This window comes from Pseudarthrobacter sp. TE3704, assembly GCF_056279405.1.
The window spans coordinates 17,615-32,789 of sequence record NZ_JBWCCJ010000014.1 but is presented as its reverse complement, the minus strand read 5'-3'; the positions used below and the strand labels follow the sequence as shown (position 1 = coordinate 32,789).

The following is a 15,175-nucleotide window of genomic DNA, read 5'->3' as shown; positions in this document are numbered from 1 at the left end:
CATCAGTACCGTCTTTCAATCAATGCAACCAATCATGGCATCCGGCGCTGACAATCCTGCCTGTCTGCTGGTTCTGGCGTCGTTCAACGGTCCGGAAACCGGTAAGTTACGGCCCGGGTCAGTGGGTCTCCGTTTACCGTGCGATCCGCCCCTGAAGTTCTTCGTCGATCCTACGATTACGTGCGGAGATGAAAGCGTTGCTGAGCCGTAAATACTCGAGGTATTCGTTACGGTCCTTCGGGACGGCTGGTGTGCTGAAGTCGGCGAACGGGTGGAAGAACCGGATTTTCTGGCCGTCATCCTCCACGAGGTCTTCGAGTAAGAAGAATTTGATGTACCCGGCGAAATCCCCGAACAGTGCGAAGAATTCCGCGTACCGGAGCAGGACATCTGCAAGGGGGCTCGGCTCACCAAGATAGTGGCGACGGATGCACTCTAGGGTCAGATCGAAGCGATCGGCGATCCTGGGATGGAGTCCGCGTGCACCATTGATCGTCGGCTTTCCGCCGATCCTGTTGGCGGGGAACACCAGAGTGCTTCCGGCCGTATAGCCGTGGTACTCGGGTAGGTCATTTTCCGGGATCTCGCGTATGATCCTCCAAGCCTTTTCCGCAGCCTGGTGGTGATCCTGTCACTGGCGAGGAAGAAGACACCGGAAGAGGATCGGTGCACGAGGTACGCGCGGGGTTGCATTGTCAGGTCGAAGTGGGCACCTGTGGGCAACTCCTTGCTCCAGAGCAGCTGGTGGTACTTCCGCAGGGCAGGGCTGAACGAATCAGGGTCCTTGCCGGCCGGAGTGTCAGAGTGGAAGTCGAAAGTCATCGGTGTCCCCCATGCTCGATGCGTATGTCGTGGTGCGGGAATCGTCTCACGTGATCGCACGGGCAACGCCGGTCTTGATTCAATGCTGCCGTGTTCCTGCGCCAATGCTGAGAAGAAGTCGTTAGCCGCCGGCAAGGACGCCGGCGCTGCGGAGGAGACGGCTGGTCATCTCCGGTGTCCCGCGCCCGGAGATCCCCGTACCGCTGGCGGAGCCGTTGGCGCCGGTCCCTGCCGCTGGACATCAGCGCGGAGCAGGGAGGGCTGCGCCCGGCGGAGCGGCTGGAGTTCTCCGAGGGCGCGGACTGGTCCGAGACGGACATCGGCACCAACGCCATCAGCGAGGCACTGGTCACCGGCGCGCCCGGTGCAGCTGTCCTCCGCCCAGCACCTGGCCAGCACCCACGACGGACGACTGGGCGTGCACGGCGGCGCGCATCACGGACCCCGCCACTGGCCGGCTGCTGGGCGTGCTGGACGTGTCCGGACCGCTGGACACCGTCAGCGTAGCCACATTGCGAATGGTTCAGTGCGCGGTCCGGGTGGCGGAGTCGCTGCAGGGGAACGTCCGAGGGCGGCGCCGCCTTGGGTGCGTCCTCTTCCGTGCGTGCGTCCCGGCCGGGTGTCCGCCCGCTTGGTGTTGCTGTGGAGCGGCTGGAGCTGCTCGGTGACCGGCCTACCGCGGTCTTTGCTGATGGAAGCCGGGTGCCGCTGACGCTGCGCCGGGTGGAGATCCTGGCGCTGCTGGATTCCCGCTCGCAGGGGTATAGTGCCGAGGAGCTGGCCTATGAGCTGCACGGTGACGCGGGCACGCCGCAGGTCATCCGGACGGAGAAGTTCCGGGATCGGTCGATGCTGGGCGATGCTGTGGAGTCGAACCCGTACCGGCTGGTTGCGGGGCTGGTTGGGTGTTCGGATTCGGGGCGGGTGCTGCGGCTGCTGCGTGAGGGGCGTGTAACCGAGGCGTTGGAAGAGTACATCGCTCCCCTGCTCAGCCGGTCCGGTGCCTTGGCAGGGGAGTTACTGCGGGACCAGCTGGATCTGGCCGTTGGCTCGGCGGTTCGGTCCAGCGGGGACGCCGCGCTGCTTGTCCGCTGGCTGTCAACGGAGGTTGAGCCTACCGGAACCAATTCCTTTATCGGCTGGTCGAGATAGCGGTCTCGGCGCCCGTCGCAACCAACGGGCCATGCCCTAAAGGCGAACCCTGCGGCCTCGCTGCGAAGAACCCTCACCGATCGATGGAAGGGACGTTCCCCCTTCTAGGCACTCGCTCTAGCTAAGCGTCACGCAACTTATTTCTACCGCCGACCGCAAGGAGGATGCAGGTGTTCCCCTCACCGCATCGCTGCTGGTGACTTGCCTTTCAAAAAGTGCTAGCTGCTTGCTGCTCAACCGCCACACTGTCTTGCGAAGCCGCCTCCAACTCTGCAACCTCGGCCTTGATCTTCAGCTGAAATTTGTCGAACCGATGAACGCGCCGCCAGACCACGTACACGTCCAGCGCCAGCTTGACGGTGATAAGCAGAGCAATTGCGCTTAGGACCGATGACGTTATGCCTACGGTTACGGCAGTTAGGTCCTCATCGAGGTTGGATAACGGGCCAAGGGAGCGACTGTACGCGTAGAGACCGTTGTTGAGTAGGCCGAGCAGATAATCGCCAGCTGTCTGCGCCACCCACAGAATTGTGACTAGCAGCAGCCGTCCCGCAACAAGGCTGAGCAAAAGTAGAGGGTTCTGATGATAGTTTTCCGCTTCTTGCAGTCTCTTCCCAAGGACACTAAGGCGTGCTCGCGTTCGTTTCGACGAGAGCTTCGCAGCCCTCGTCTTGAAACCAAGTCCTTCGAAGAGATAGTTTCCCACGACACCTAGGATCAAGCCGATAAAAGCCCCAAAGAGCGTGTCTGTACTCACTCATTTCCCTAACTCGCATCCCGCGCAGGTGGCACGCGACTCTTTATAAGCACAATAGCTCAAATCAGCTGGTGCCAACCTCACGATAGAACCCGGTTCTCATGACCGGCCGACAGTGGCGGGTATGGCGCAGCTCGTCCTGCGGAACCACCCAAGGGCAACACTATTTGTAGGCAATTAGAGCTAGGTTTTAAGTCATGGGGAATAAGTTGACTGTTGGTGGCCTGAATGTTGAATTCTCGAAAGCAGAGAAGTGGGTTTCTCGCTATGTACAAAGAAACGCAGGAATCTGGTCTTATCCCGCTTACGACAGCTACCCTGGCTCACCGAGCCAGGATGTAGCGGCGGCAGACCTGCTAGCGACCTCGCTGCTGAATGCACACCAGAAACCCATCACTTCCTATTACACCCTCACAAAGCTCCTCCCCGAGATCAACGCGCGGTTGGTGCTGCTTGACGAGAAAAATTATGAAACTCTCAGCCACGGCAATGAGGCTGCACCCAAAGATGTAGCCCAACTCTTCGGCGTACTGGATAGGGGCAAAACGCCTCAGGTGGGTATGACAAAGCTTTCCAAAGTACTACATCGAAAACGACCGCACCTGATCCCGCTCTATGACAAGAACATTAAGCGGGTCTACTTCATTGCCGGTGCCAAGCCACGTCTGTCCTTCCAGGCGGGAAGAAGTTGGGAAGGATACGCTGCCATGTGGATTGGAGCGGTGCAACACGACCTGCAGGACCAATTAGACAAGTGGAACGGCCTGGCAGCCCTTGCCTCTGAACCGGGAATAACACCGCTGCGGGCGCTCGACATTGTGGCTTGGGGCCTTGGGGAAGTGCGCAATCCGCCAGCCGAACTAAGCTGAAGGGCTCGAATGGTACCAGCCTCACACTTTCCGCCCATCTAGCCGGCCATGGGCTCACTGGGTTATTTGCGGTCAGCTCTGATCTCTCCCGTTCCTAGTACTTTGACCGGGAACATGCGACATAATTGTGGGCCAAGCGTCTGGATACTGAAGTGCCGGCATTTCGAGACGGAAGCCGCCGCTGCGACACGGCGTTCACGGGCCACAGCGCAGGCAAAACTTTTCCTCGCTGACCGTCTATGGGTATATCAGCTTCAAGAACATTCTCGCCCTAATGATCCGGTGCAACGTGTCAGAATGGAGAAGCGAAGGCGCAGCTGACTCAGGAGGACCGGTGCCCGAATCGACAGAGTGCCAGCCGTGGTGTGAAGGCCACGATGAATTCGACCCATCTTGCCAACTAAAGCGCACACTGTACGTTCCGGAAGATGCGGGATACGAAGCTGTGGTGACGTCTGACTCACTTCAGGACCCGGCACTTAACGCACTAAAAGCCTCGATGAAGAGCTTCGGGTTTCCTCCCGCCGTCGATCTCGTCCTTCTCAACGCGTACCAAGACGAAGATCAGGAGCAACCTGTCATCGATCTGGCGTTCTGGCAGTCGGATGACTCCGTGGATGAGGTAACCTGCTCTCTCTCCACAAGCCTGGCGGGCTTGGAGGAGCTGCACAGATGCATTGGAGAAGCCCTTGAGGCGCTTCAAAAATCCGCATGACCCGAGGGTCTCCAGGGAACTGCATCGAAGAGCCTGCTGAAACAGAGCGTTGGATCACCCGGCCCGGCTCCTAGTCGACGTAAGTGCGAGGCTTGGGTTGTGACTGTGGCCTGAGGTTCACCACGAGGCCAACGACTTCCAGAAAGAGTCCGTACGCAGGGCCTTGATCGACGGTTTAGGCAGGAAGAGCCGAACGGCACCGTGGAATCGTGGGAGTGGTCCAGCATTGACCCCGTCGTCGTGCCCTTCCTACAGGCTCACACAGCGGCTATGAGCCTGTACGCTCGTCGTTGTGAATGATGCTCTTTTCAACCTTGAGTCACCTGAAGCGACAACCGGAGCAGTGGAGCCGCCGATCCAAGACCATCAGGTTGCTGCAATTCGCGAAGCGTTCGCTGCTTCTCGAATAGATAGCCAGGACCGACGGAAGGAAATCGTGCAGAGCTGCGTAGTGCGCCCTGTTGCTGCACTTAGGGAACTAACTGCAGCCGAAGCTCATCGCGTTCTGAAACGGATCAAAGAAGTCGCTGCTGCTAAACCTAGCCCAGCAGGCGCCTCCAGTTGGGACCTGCGAGAAGAAGATACGTGGATAGACAAGCTCTGATGCCGCCGTGTGCAAGCATTAGACCGTTGTAGTTCCTTTTGGCGTTTTTATGCGCCTTTCTGCATATTCATTCATCGGGCAGTGCGGCGTCGAGCTTTGCCTGGAACTTTGGCCGCCGGGGCGACCGGACAGGGTTCGTGAGGTGGTGCGGGCACTGGTTCAGCATTGAGAACCGGTAAGGCATCCTAGCGGCCTCAAATTCATTCATAGTGCTTCCCTATCCGGGACTCATTCTTTCGGGCGTGTATCAACCTCTCCGTCGCGACCGCTGCTGCACCCGCCCTATCGGCGAACCGCTCCGAGAGCGTCTTGACCGCCGTTGCCTCGGGCAGCGCTGCCGAAAACTTCAGGGTCTCGACCATCTCAACCGGGATTCGTGGGACTACGTCGTCGAAGGAGATCTCTGCCAGCCGGGTCAGGGTCCCCGCCCCGCGGAGTACCATGACGTCGTTGTACGACTGTCCCTCCGCTCCTCCAAGGCCGGCACGTAGCGTCTCGTTCGCCTTGAGTCCCGCCCAGGTCCAGAAATGGACGTCTTGCCCCGACTGTTCGACGACGAGCCCGCTCTGTGAGACCTGATCTGTCCGCGCCTCACGGACGAGGTCCAGTCGCTCGCTCGCTCGCCGTGACAGCGGTACATCTGGTGTCTCGCCAAGGATCACATCGCGTTGCGCTCGCATCATCTGAAATGACAGCGCGATCGCGTCGCTATGCCACCGGACGTCGCCCTTGTAGGACGACGGACTGACAACGACTTCAAACCGTTCCCAGTTCACGTGCTCGACACGCCAAGCTCGCCCATTCATGAGGATGGGCTTGGCGTCGAGCTTCTCGGAGCCTTCTCGTGGCAACGCGAGTGGTGAAATGAAGCCAAGTTCCTTGTTCCCGCTGACGACACGCAATTCTTTTTCTGCATTGAATGAACTGAGCAGGTCCATAAAGTGTCGGCGGCCGAACGCCTTCTCGGCGACCGGCCCGATCATCAACAGTCCGCCGTCCTCTGCGAGTAAGTCTTCGTCGCGCAAGTACTTAAGCACTTCTTCGCCGTCGTCCATCAGTTCCAGAGTTCCCCACCACTCCCGCCAGAGGCTGGCGCCGTAGGCGCCCTCCTGTAACGCAAGCGCAAGCAGCTGCTGGGCAGTGAGGTGCCGCGGGTGCGGTGGCGGCGTGATGGGCTCAACAAAGCCGCGCTTCCACAGCAGCAGGAGCCCCGCGGCCTCGAGGAACGCGTCCGAGCTGGTGGCCAGGAACAACGTGTTTCGCCTCGTCCCGGGCCTGCGTCCCGTTCGCCCCAACCTTTGGAGGAACGATGCGACGGTTCTGGGCGAATCGATCTGGATGACGCGGTCGAGGTCTCCTATGTCAATGCCCAGCTCGAGGGTCGAGGTAGCGACAATGACGGTATTCTGAGCTTCGGCGAACGCCTGCTCTGATCTGCGCCTCTCCTCCGCGGAGAGCGATGAGTGGGACACAAACGTCGCCACGCCAAGCGTACGGAGCTCGAAAGCAAGCTGCTCGCTGACGCGGCGTGATTCGCAAAAAACAAGCCGCTTCTCCCCCCGATGAAGTGCCGCAATGATCTTCGCTGCGTTAGCCACCGAGCCGACGTAGTCCAGCAGCACTTCGGGCTCTGGTGCAGATGCCGGGGTCTCCTCGAAGACCACGCGAAGCGCCCGCTTCCCCGGTCCGGCAGCGGTCTCTCCTCCTTGTAACCAACGTCCGATTTCCTGCGGGTTGCCAACTGTGGCCGACAGACCGACCCTTTGGATCGGACGCCCCGCTATCCGTTCCAAACGAGCGAGAACGCCTAGCAGGTGCCATCCACGATCAGAGGCCGCGAATGAGTGCAGCTCGTCAACAACGATGGCCTGCAGTCCGGAAAACAGTCTGTCGTGGTCAACCCTCCGCGACACGAGCATCGCTTCCAACGACTCTGGCGTGGTCAAAAGAATATCCGGCGGATCAGCAAGAATGCGTTTGCGTGCGGTGTCGCCGACGTCGCCGTGCCAGAGCCCCACTCGGCGGCCGAGCCAGTCACCGTATTTGGTGATGCGCGGGTGCAGGTTGTTGAGTAGCGCGCGGAGCGGGGTCACATAGAGGACGGACAGACCGCTCCATTGCTTTTGAACCATAGAGGAAAGCAATGGGAAGACGGCGGCTTCAGTCTTGCCTCCGGCCGTGGGTGCGATGAGCATGCAGTCGACGCCCGAGCGGACGGGCTCGACTGACGCCGCCTGAAGGGGGCGCAGGTTGGGCCACCCCAAAGAGTTGACCACATGGTATTCAATAGCCTCATCGAGGCCAGAGTCGCCCGCCATTGCGGCTAGAGGTTCAGGTCGATATCGTCGACCGACGCAGCTCGCAGATCACCGCGTGTCTGGGCCTCCCGCTCCACGTCGGTGAGTTCGGAGACGCTAAGAGTGAGCTCGTAGTGATGGCGTGGGTCAAAATCCGGGAACTGATCGACACGATCGAGTACATCAGCAACCAGCTTCTTGAGGAACACACGAGGGGCTACCCCTGTCCGGCCGCCCAGTTCCCCCGCTACTGCGCTCGCAAGGTCAGCGATGTACGCATCATCCACCACGGAGTGAATACGGTCGAACGACCCGGTTCCCGCGGCGTAGATATCACGAACCCGGCTGCCGAGCTCGACCAAGGAGTCCGGTGTGAACCCTTGCAATCGGATCTGCGCTGCCCGCGGGTTGTCGAATCGTGCGTCGGTTGCGAAGTCCGTCTGCAGCCGCTGGGCAAGTGGAGCCAGCCGCTGGACTCCCTGCTGCCCGTCGTAAAAAGCAGGGGTGCCCGTCATAAGGAGGTACAGGCCCGGGTAGCGTCCACTGTCGACTTCGTCCATAAGCTGGCGCAGCGCGTTGAGCGACTTCTCGCGGACGTCCGAGCGCATTCTTTGCAGCGTCTCGACTTCGTCCAGGACGAGAACGAGCCCGGCGTAGTCCGAGTCGCGCAGTACCGTCAGGAGACCTTGGAGGAATCCGAGCGCGCCAAAATGGTCGAGCTCGCCTCGCACGCCAGCGCCCCGGCGGGCACTGGCAGAGACATGGGGCTGTCCCCCAAGCCAGGCCAGAAGAGCATCTGCCTCGGCGTTTTTCGCTGTGGCACTCATCTGACGGTATGCACGCAGCGCCATAGCGAACGCAGGCGCTTCCTTCGACACCGCTGCGAGGCGCTTTTCGAGCAACTCGTCAGTTCGGCCCTCGAGGTCAGCAGCGTCAGCCGGGCCGGCGGATTGAACATCCTGCCCGAGGATGTACAGCCAACCATCGACGACATCGCCAAAGGCTCCGCTGGCTACAGTCGGCGTCGAGAGGTTTTCGACGACACGTCGGTACACCTTTTCCAGCTTGTACAGCGGGGTCTCGGTCTCTGAAATTTGAATCTCGGCAGTAGCGAAGTTCATCTTCTTGGCGCGCTCGGTGAGCCAGCGGGAAAAGAACGTCTTGCCGGAGCCGTATTCACCGCGCACCGCTTTGAACTGCGCTGCACCTTGCTTGACTGTACTCAGCTCTTCGTCAATGGCAGTCTGGAAACTGCCGAGCCCTACGGCCATGACCTCAAGCCCTTGTTGGGGCACGGTGCCGCGACGTAGTGCGTCTATGATTTCCCGACGCCGCCGGGGACTGATCGCCACATCCGTCATCCCGCCACTCCGAACTGATCCTTGAGCAGATCGACGTCGAGCCGCAGCGTTTCACCGTCACTGTCGTAGGACAGAATGTCGTAGCCCTCAACGTTCAACAAACGTTTAACGACGGCCAGCCCTTGTCCTATTGAGGCGTAGGGTAGCCCGGCGGCGGATGCTACTGTCTCCTGGTGCGCTCGCCCACCGCGATCAATTAAGGTTCGCAGCACCGCCTCCACGAGCGGCGCGGCTCCCGCGGCTGCGCGCCCGGCGAGCCTCATTTGGGCGGTATAGACCGTCGAAGCAAGTACTCGAGTAAGGAGGTCATTCGCAGGCGCCACACCGGGAGCTTTTGGCTCCTCTAATTCGAATAACGTTGACGCTGGCACCTTAACTGCAGGCTTTTTGCGGGACTTCTTCGCCGGAGCGACCGTAGGCGCTGACAATGTTTCCACGACCGGATCATTCCACCACGCCGGCGCCTGAGGTGGTGCCGGCTCCCAGCCGTCTGGTGCGGTCTGCGCCAGCGACCGCTGGTACACCAGTACTGGCACGGTCAGCTCCGCCAGTGACGCACCGCCATGGTAGCCGGCCCTGGCAGGCCCGTACCGGGCGTCATCACGCCACAGCAGTATTGCTTCGCCGGCGTCGAGCGCAACACGCGGTCCGCTGACCAGCACCTCGCCATTTTGAGGCGGACCTGACGCTGCGGGTCGCCAACGAGCGTCACCCCCAGTAACAGTGGGAAGCATTTCGGTCCGCCGCTCCACGACGTGGCCATGGTCGGAAGTGAGCACTACGGCGCGTCCAGCGATTGATGCGGCATTCAGCAGTGCACGCAAGGGTTCCAGGTCTGCCATTACCCAGGCCCGGCCGGCGGTGTCGTTCTTATGCGTCGCGTCGTCTATCGCATTGATGACCACGCCGACTACAGGAACGCTTGGGTCTGCAATCGCCGAGGCGACACCTTCCTCTAATTGGGATCCCCCGGCAGCGCGCAACTCGCCCTTATGGAACATCCTCGCGCCAGGGAATGCCGTTGCGATGCCGGCCTTCTCCGTTGCCGAATTTCCGTTGCGAATTTCGCCGCACAACAGGCTTGTGCGCGAGACCCCCGTCATCGACGGCAGTGCGGCCACGGCAGCAAGTCGGCGCTTAGACGAGGGTACCCATTCCACGAGACCCGAACGACCTACCTCGGTGGCGAGATCGATGGCCACTGCGGCGCTCATCCCGTCCAGTACCACTAGAAGCACCCCGCCGTGGGACTTCCAGGGGCCAACGACGGCGCGAAGAACATTTTCGATTCCGAGCGCTGGTCCATTGCTCAAGGCTTCGGCGATGGAATGCTCGGCGGGCGAATCCGCCAGGTGTGCCACGGCTACCTCATCACGCCGACGGCGCCGGGCGCGAACTCGCTCAATCAGCCTCCCATAAGCAGCACCCACCTCGGCGTCTGTCGAGCCGCTCCACAACACGCCGAGCGCGGCGTCAACCCACGCACCATCATCGAGTTGCCTCTGCAGATCGGCGGCGAGACTGTGCGGTTCGGCCTCCGGCGATGCCAACCAGCGGGAAAGCCGCACGGCCATCCGCGGCGCAATATCCTGACCGGCTAGGGCGGCCTCCCGGTGGTCAAGTACCGCGGCCAAAGCTTCCTCAGCACCGGAACCGTCGTCAAGTGCCTTGACAAGCGCCCGTAACCGGCTGGTGAATCCCGGACGCAGGATCGCGGAGCGGTCGGCCCCGCCGGGCCAGCCGAGATTTTCACGCAGCAGGGCCTCGGCTTGATCAAGGACCACTCCCAGCCGCCCTTCAGGGTCCCCCTCTCGCGACAGACGCAGAACAGCAGAAGCTGAAGTGTTGGCAATCTCCCGTGCCTGCAGTGGGGTAATAGATCTGCCGCCCGCGTAGCGCTCGAGCAACCTCGTGCGGGCTGCAACCTGTTCCTCGGTAAGATCCCCCGCAGGCTGAGGCCACAGCACATCGATGGCCAGCCCAAGCGCAAGGGGCTTAACGAGCCCAGAGGGCGCTGCGGCGGTGCGCAGCGCGAACCCGGCGGCGGTGCCGTACTCCTGCTCAGCCCACTCAATCAGATGGCTCTGCAGCTTCTGATCAACGGCAGCCCAGGATAGCCGGGACTCACTGCTCAACACGCTGAGGATGATGACCCCGTCGAGATCACTTGAGCTGATCTCCAGCAGGTGCGCGAACAGGCCGCCGATCGCGTGCTCGGCCGTCACTGCCAGGTCAGGCGACGGCGACCATCCCCCTACAGGCTCGTGGTCGAGCAGAGCAGTAGCAGCCCATTCGAGCCGGCGCAGCTCGCGGCTTACTTCACGCGCTCCACCGAACAAGGCCGGGATACTCCCCCACTCATCAGGGTCTTCGATTTGCTGCCGGTAAGCTCGGGTCAGCACCGTGTCGCCAAGGTCGGTCCGCGGCCGGTCGGTGAGCACTACCAAGTACTCGTCGCCGGCCTGTGCAGCGTAAGCGTCAAGAATAGCGAGCTGGGAAATACCCTCGATGACCCGGACGCTTTGGCCATCGACTGTCAAGGTACCACCGTGCCAGCGCGGTTGAGCACGCATGACGAGCACCCGCGCCTCGCCGCCCTTGCTCACCAGCTCAGTAGCACGCGAGCGCACTAGCGCTTCAGAAACGGCAACGGCGCGGGTCGCTTCGTTTGCAGTGCTGATCACTCCCACCTCCAGCTCACCCGCAGTTTCTTGCCCTCAACTGGATTGGCCAGCGCAGCGCTGATCTTTTGCCGTATCTGTTGAACTTCGGCTTCTCCCGCGATGACTTGGCTACCCTCAGCCTCCTCCCGCCGCTTGCGCTCCTCCTCCAGGCGGACTCGGTCCAGCTCAGCGATCCGACGAGCGATCTCCGCCTCTCGCTCCTCCTGCTCCCGCCGCTGCTCCTCGAGCCGCTCTTTCTCTTTCTGCAACGCAGCTTCTTGAGCTGCGCGCTCCTCGTCCGCCCTTCGCTTGCGTTCGGACTCCTCCGCTTTGCGGAGCTTTTCTGCTTCCTCCCGAGCATGCCGTTCTGCTTCCTCCCGACGGCGCCGCTCAGCTTCGTCACGTAGGCTCCGCGCAATCTCGTCGGGGTCCTCAAGGAGAGCCTCGGTCGCTGCCTGCGCTGCAGCGTCAAGGGCCGCTTTCAGTGGGGCATGCAGCTCAGCTTGCGGCGCCGCCTCGCGTAGCTGAGCCAGACCCTGAGCGGCGCGCTCGCCAGCCAGTGACGGCAGCTTCTCGATGAGTGACCAGTTCGCACCACGGATGGCAGCCACAATGTCGCCAGCCGCGCTGATCGACTTGGCAATTGTTTGAGGCTCGGCTGGAATGTCGAATTGTGCAAGGGCTTCGATCCTCGCCACCGGGCCATCGGCCGCCGAAAGGACAGCGATTAAGTCCCGCGCGCGCGTGACGCTCTGCCATCGCGGCGCAGTCTCATTGAGCCCGAGAATTTCAAAGTGCGCAGTCAGCTCCGTCGCCGCGTTCTCGGTAGCCTGGACCGCCGGACGGACCTTGCTCACCAGCCCGTCGCTCAAGCGCTCCAAGGCTGCTGTCGACAGGTGATACTCGTTTGCGCCCACGCCGAAGAGCGTTTTGGCCCGCGTCAGGGCGATTTGCCACTCCTCCTCCGACGGCAGCAGGGGCTCACGCAGCAGCATGTCCGGAGCCAGTCCGCCGATGCCAGGCTCGGCTGTGCGAGCACCGGCGCGGTGCCACTCGCGGTCGGTGATCTTGGCCCACGCCAGGATAAGGAGGTCCATGGTGTCCGTCGTCATGCCGCGCTCGGCCAGCACACCGCGCAGAGTCCCGACGGTCACATCGCCAGTGCCCGCGGCGCGGGTGAACTCGTCAAAGAACGCAAAGTGTTGTGCATCAAGCGCATAAGTGGTCTCGCGCAGTGCACCTACGCCATAAGCGGACACCAGGCGGCGCACGCGGGTTCCAGCGGCCCGGTCAACATTAGCCAGCCGACCTCCGGCGTCCACGGCCTTGCGTGCCAGTTCCAGAACAGCGTTCAGCTCCGCTCTGCGGACCTCCTCCATGCCACGCTCGATCTCGGGGTGCTTGGGGTACCGGGCGGTCAACGCCGAGCCGAGCACGCTCGCAACGGCATCCCGCAAGGTGGCTACCGAGGGCTGAGTTGGTGTGAACCCATCAGCAAGGGTCGCAAAGTTGGGCCCAGAAACGAAGGTTCCAAGGTTCTCCTCGTTTCTGGCGTCCACTCCGTAGGCCTGGCGCAGCAGCGCGGCAAGCTGACTGCGTAGCGAGTCGCGCTGACCTGTCAGAAGCCGGCGGGCCGGCTCCCGGTCGCCGACCGGCAGGTTAGCGGCGTACTGGTCGAACCGGTCACCGGTCAGCAAGTACTCGAGCTGGACGAGTTTGCCCACGTCCTCCATCCGCTGTGCCGTCAGGAAGTGCGGAATCCACGCGATCGTGTCGCTGACGACGCCGTCCTGCCGAAGCGTGTAAATACGCTCGACATCATCCGACGGGCCGCGGTCATCCACGTCGTCAAAGGGGAAGTCAATCACGAGCTTCCATCGACCGTCCGACGCCTTGAGCGCCTCGACGGGAAGCGCGGCTTTGTCCCGGACGTTCCCGAAAACGACGTCCACCGTACGTTTCTGGCCCCGCCAGATGTGGTCGAGCGCGTACTCGCCCGCGTACGAGCCCGTGGTAACCGCATTGATTTCAGCGATTACCGTGTCACGGATAAGGCGCCGGCGGTTCGCGTGGGAGTCCTCCTGCGTGACATGTGCGAGGATCGCGTCGAAGTCTACGCCCGTCAGCTGAAGGCTGATCACCGGGTCCGCCGTCGAGCCAACCGTAATTTCAGAAAACTTGGCCTGCCACTCAGTGGCCAGGGTCACGACCTGCCCGGACACATTGCCGCCGAACATTGACACGACGCTGCCGAAGTTGAGCGCAGCAAGCTTGGACGCTGTCAGGTCCTTCAAGGATGTGGCCCCAGGAGCGATGGCCGCAACAAGAAGGGTCTTGGCGAGGCGGTCCTCGCGGCGGAACGGGTGGTTGCGATCGAGGTTGCGGGCGTCCGCGTCGCCGACTTGGTGCTTGTCCAGCAGGTACGGACGCATTTTTCCACGGTAGAAGGATGATGCTGCCTCAAAGACCTTGACCATATCGTCGGTCAGGGGTTTGGCGTCACCGAGCACGACGGCGTCGAACAGGTCGCCGACCGGAATCACGTCTCCGACGGTCAGCTCATCGCGCCCGCGGTACAGCAGCTCGCTCATGATCTTCAACGCGGTGCGTTCGCGTTGCATGATCGCCGACAGCGCGACCATGGCATCCACGAGCGCCGGGGAGAACGGGTACACCTTTTCAAAGTCCACGGCTCCCGAGCCGACTGAATCCGTCAGCAGGTGCTTCCAGTCTGTCGGATTTGCACGCACACGGGCAACGGCAGCAGCAATCGACATCTTGCCGCTCTCGGACGCCGGCGACAGCAGGCGTTTGTTGACGATTTCTGGAAGGTCAGCGGCGGCAAGCGTGATTTTGTCGAATCGGTCTTCCCACCACTGAAACGAGTCCTCCAGTGCGACTTGTTCTGCGCCGACGTTGCCGCCGCCCAGGAACTCCTTCAGTGCCCGCTGCCGCGCGACAAAGGAGATCATCGGGATCGCCATCTGGCCCGAACCGGTCTCGACAAGCTTGGCTACCTTGGAGGTCTCGTTTTGGATGAAGGCCGAGTCGCGCAGGTGGTTGGCCAGCCAAAGCACCAGCTCATCGAGAAACAGGACTATGCCGTCATATCCGAGCCCCTTTGCGTGCTCCGTCATGATCCGAAGACCCTGGTCGATTGGAAGCCAGGCCGAGGTGGAGGTGTAGGCCTCGAAATAAGTTTCTACCAACGTGGCCGCCAACGCCTGACGGTCACGCTCACTCGCGGTGCCATCGGCAGCCGCGTCGAGCTCCGCCGCGGTCAGTCCTCCCCCGCTCAGGGAGCCCAGCACCGGGTCGACGTCAGAAGCAAACTTCGAAAAGAACAGCTCGTCGCCCATCTGTGCCCGGAGAGCCTGGGCGTTCTGAAACAGCAGGTCGCTCTGGTGCAGCACAGGCACGGTCGCCGTGGGGTGTTTAGCCTTTACGGTGTTGATGTACCCAGAGAACAGAGCACCCTCAAAGGAATTGGCCCCAATGAGGTGATAGTCGACCGCTAGGAACTTCCTTGCAAGGACGTCCGTGTGTTCGGCCACGATTTGTTGCAACCCCTGCAGCGCCCGCGCTTGCGGGTTTCCACTTAGGAGCAAGTGCATCACGGCCATGTAGTGGGACTTACCGGCACCGAACGAGCCATGGATAAACGCCCCCTTGGCGTTGCCCCGGGTAAGCGCGGACTTCACGAGGGTGAGGCCCTCTCCGAACGCCTCGGCGATTTTCTCCGTGACGACGTAGTCCTTGAGGGTTTGCTCGGCGGCCGGCACGCCCTCGTGGATGCGCATGACGAAGTCGTCGTCATGAACTGCCTCCGGTACGTGGATTGCGTCACGCAGCATCATCGTCAAGGCGCCTGCGGTTGGAGTGCTCATTGGTCAAGATTTCCGTTCATCAAGATACTTTTCTCGTCTACTACGGGG

At 61.7% G+C, this 15,175-nt stretch carries 11 protein-coding genes and 1 pseudogene; 4 read left to right on the top strand and 8 right to left on the bottom strand.

What is annotated here, in order from left to right:
• Positions 1-133: 133 nt before the first annotated feature.
• Together ACZ9BC_RS22220 and ACZ9BC_RS22215 are read right to left on the bottom strand one after the other, a co-directional pair.
• Positions 134-822, bottom strand: a pseudogene (locus tag ACZ9BC_RS22220) (DUF6994 family protein).
• A 349-nt stretch (positions 823-1,171) separates the two neighbouring features.
• A complete protein-coding gene (locus ACZ9BC_RS22215; protein ID WP_476247852.1) occupies positions 1,172-1,333 on the bottom strand; it encodes a hypothetical protein in 162 nt (53 codons plus the stop codon).
• Between the two features lie 71 nt (positions 1,334-1,404).
• Between ACZ9BC_RS22215 and ACZ9BC_RS22210 the strand changes: the two genes are divergently transcribed.
• Positions 1,405-1,974, top strand: a complete 570-nt coding sequence (locus ACZ9BC_RS22210) for a hypothetical protein (RefSeq protein WP_476247851.1) — start codon at positions 1,405-1,407, stop codon at positions 1,972-1,974.
• Positions 1,975-2,182: 208 nt separating this feature from the next.
• On the opposite strand, the gene ACZ9BC_RS22205 is transcribed toward ACZ9BC_RS22210, so the two are convergent.
• A complete protein-coding gene (locus tag ACZ9BC_RS22205) occupies positions 2,183-2,731 on the bottom strand; it encodes a hypothetical protein (RefSeq protein WP_476247850.1) in 549 nt (182 codons plus the stop codon).
• A 197-nt stretch (positions 2,732-2,928) separates the two neighbouring features.
• Between ACZ9BC_RS22205 and ACZ9BC_RS22200 the strand changes: the two genes are divergently transcribed.
• The 3 genes from ACZ9BC_RS22200 to ACZ9BC_RS22190 all read left to right on the top strand — a co-directional run bounded on the left by ACZ9BC_RS22200 (position 2,929) and on the right by ACZ9BC_RS22190 (position 4,919).
• The gene (locus tag ACZ9BC_RS22200) at positions 2,929-3,600 is read left to right on the top strand and encodes a DUF6308 family protein (protein ID WP_476247849.1); all 672 of its coding nucleotides are present in this window, start codon (positions 2,929-2,931) and stop codon (positions 3,598-3,600) included.
• Between the two features lie 334 nt (positions 3,601-3,934).
• Positions 3,935-4,315: a hypothetical protein gene (locus ACZ9BC_RS22195; protein WP_476247848.1), complete on the top strand. Its 381-nt coding sequence runs from the start codon at positions 3,935-3,937 to the stop codon at positions 4,313-4,315.
• 292 nt (positions 4,316-4,607) lie between these two features.
• Positions 4,608-4,919, top strand: coding sequence for a hypothetical protein (locus ACZ9BC_RS22190; RefSeq protein ID WP_476247847.1), 312 nt, complete (start codon positions 4,608-4,610; stop codon positions 4,917-4,919).
• Between the two features lie 67 nt (positions 4,920-4,986).
• Here ACZ9BC_RS22190 and ACZ9BC_RS22185 read toward each other — a convergent pair whose 3' ends face one another.
• Genes ACZ9BC_RS22185 through ACZ9BC_RS22165 form a run of 5 tightly spaced genes read right to left on the bottom strand, consistent with a single transcriptional unit; the run spans position 4,987 to position 15,127 of the window.
• Complete coding sequence (locus tag ACZ9BC_RS22185) at positions 4,987-5,127, bottom strand: hypothetical protein (protein WP_476247846.1); 141 nt, start codon at positions 5,125-5,127, stop codon at positions 4,987-4,989.
• Entirely contained in the window at positions 5,120-7,237 is a 2,118-nt protein-coding gene (locus ACZ9BC_RS22180) for a DEAD/DEAH box helicase (protein ID WP_476247845.1), read from the bottom strand. Before ACZ9BC_RS22180 ends, ACZ9BC_RS22185 begins: the two co-directional genes overlap by 8 nt.
• Before the next feature lie 5 nt (positions 7,238-7,242).
• Positions 7,243-8,577: a BREX system ATP-binding protein BrxD gene (brxD, locus tag ACZ9BC_RS22175; RefSeq protein WP_476247844.1), complete on the bottom strand. Its 1,335-nt coding sequence runs from the start codon at positions 8,575-8,577 to the stop codon at positions 7,243-7,245.
• Positions 8,574-11,261 carry a BREX-2 system phosphatase PglZ gene (gene pglZ, locus ACZ9BC_RS22170; RefSeq protein ID WP_476247843.1) on the bottom strand — a complete coding sequence of 896 codons (2,688 nt, stop codon included), beginning with the start codon at positions 11,259-11,261 and terminating at the stop codon, positions 8,574-8,576. Before pglZ ends, brxD begins: the two co-directional genes overlap by 4 nt.
• Positions 11,258-15,127, bottom strand: coding sequence for a DUF6079 family protein (locus tag ACZ9BC_RS22165; RefSeq protein WP_476247842.1), 3,870 nt, complete (start codon positions 15,125-15,127; stop codon positions 11,258-11,260). Before ACZ9BC_RS22165 ends, pglZ begins: the two co-directional genes overlap by 4 nt.
• Positions 15,128-15,175 lie beyond the last annotated feature (48 nt).

Bases quoted from the DNA above. Each gene is read 5' to 3' on its own strand.
- ACZ9BC_RS22165 (WP_476247842.1), bottom strand. From the start codon at position 15,127: ATGAGCACTCCAACCGCAGGCGCCTTGACGATGATGCTGCGTGACGCA.
- brxD (WP_476247844.1), bottom strand. From the start codon at position 8,577: ATGACGGATGTGGCGATCAGTCCCCGGCGGCGTCGGGAAATCATAGAC.
- ACZ9BC_RS22180 (WP_476247845.1), bottom strand. From the start codon at position 7,237: ATGGCGGGCGACTCTGGCCTCGATGAGGCTATTGAATACCATGTGGTC.
- ACZ9BC_RS22185 (WP_476247846.1), bottom strand. From the start codon at position 5,127: ATGAATGAATTTGAGGCCGCTAGGATGCCTTACCGGTTCTCAATGCTG.
- ACZ9BC_RS22200 (WP_476247849.1), top strand. From the start codon at position 2,929: ATGGGGAATAAGTTGACTGTTGGTGGCCTGAATGTTGAATTCTCGAAA.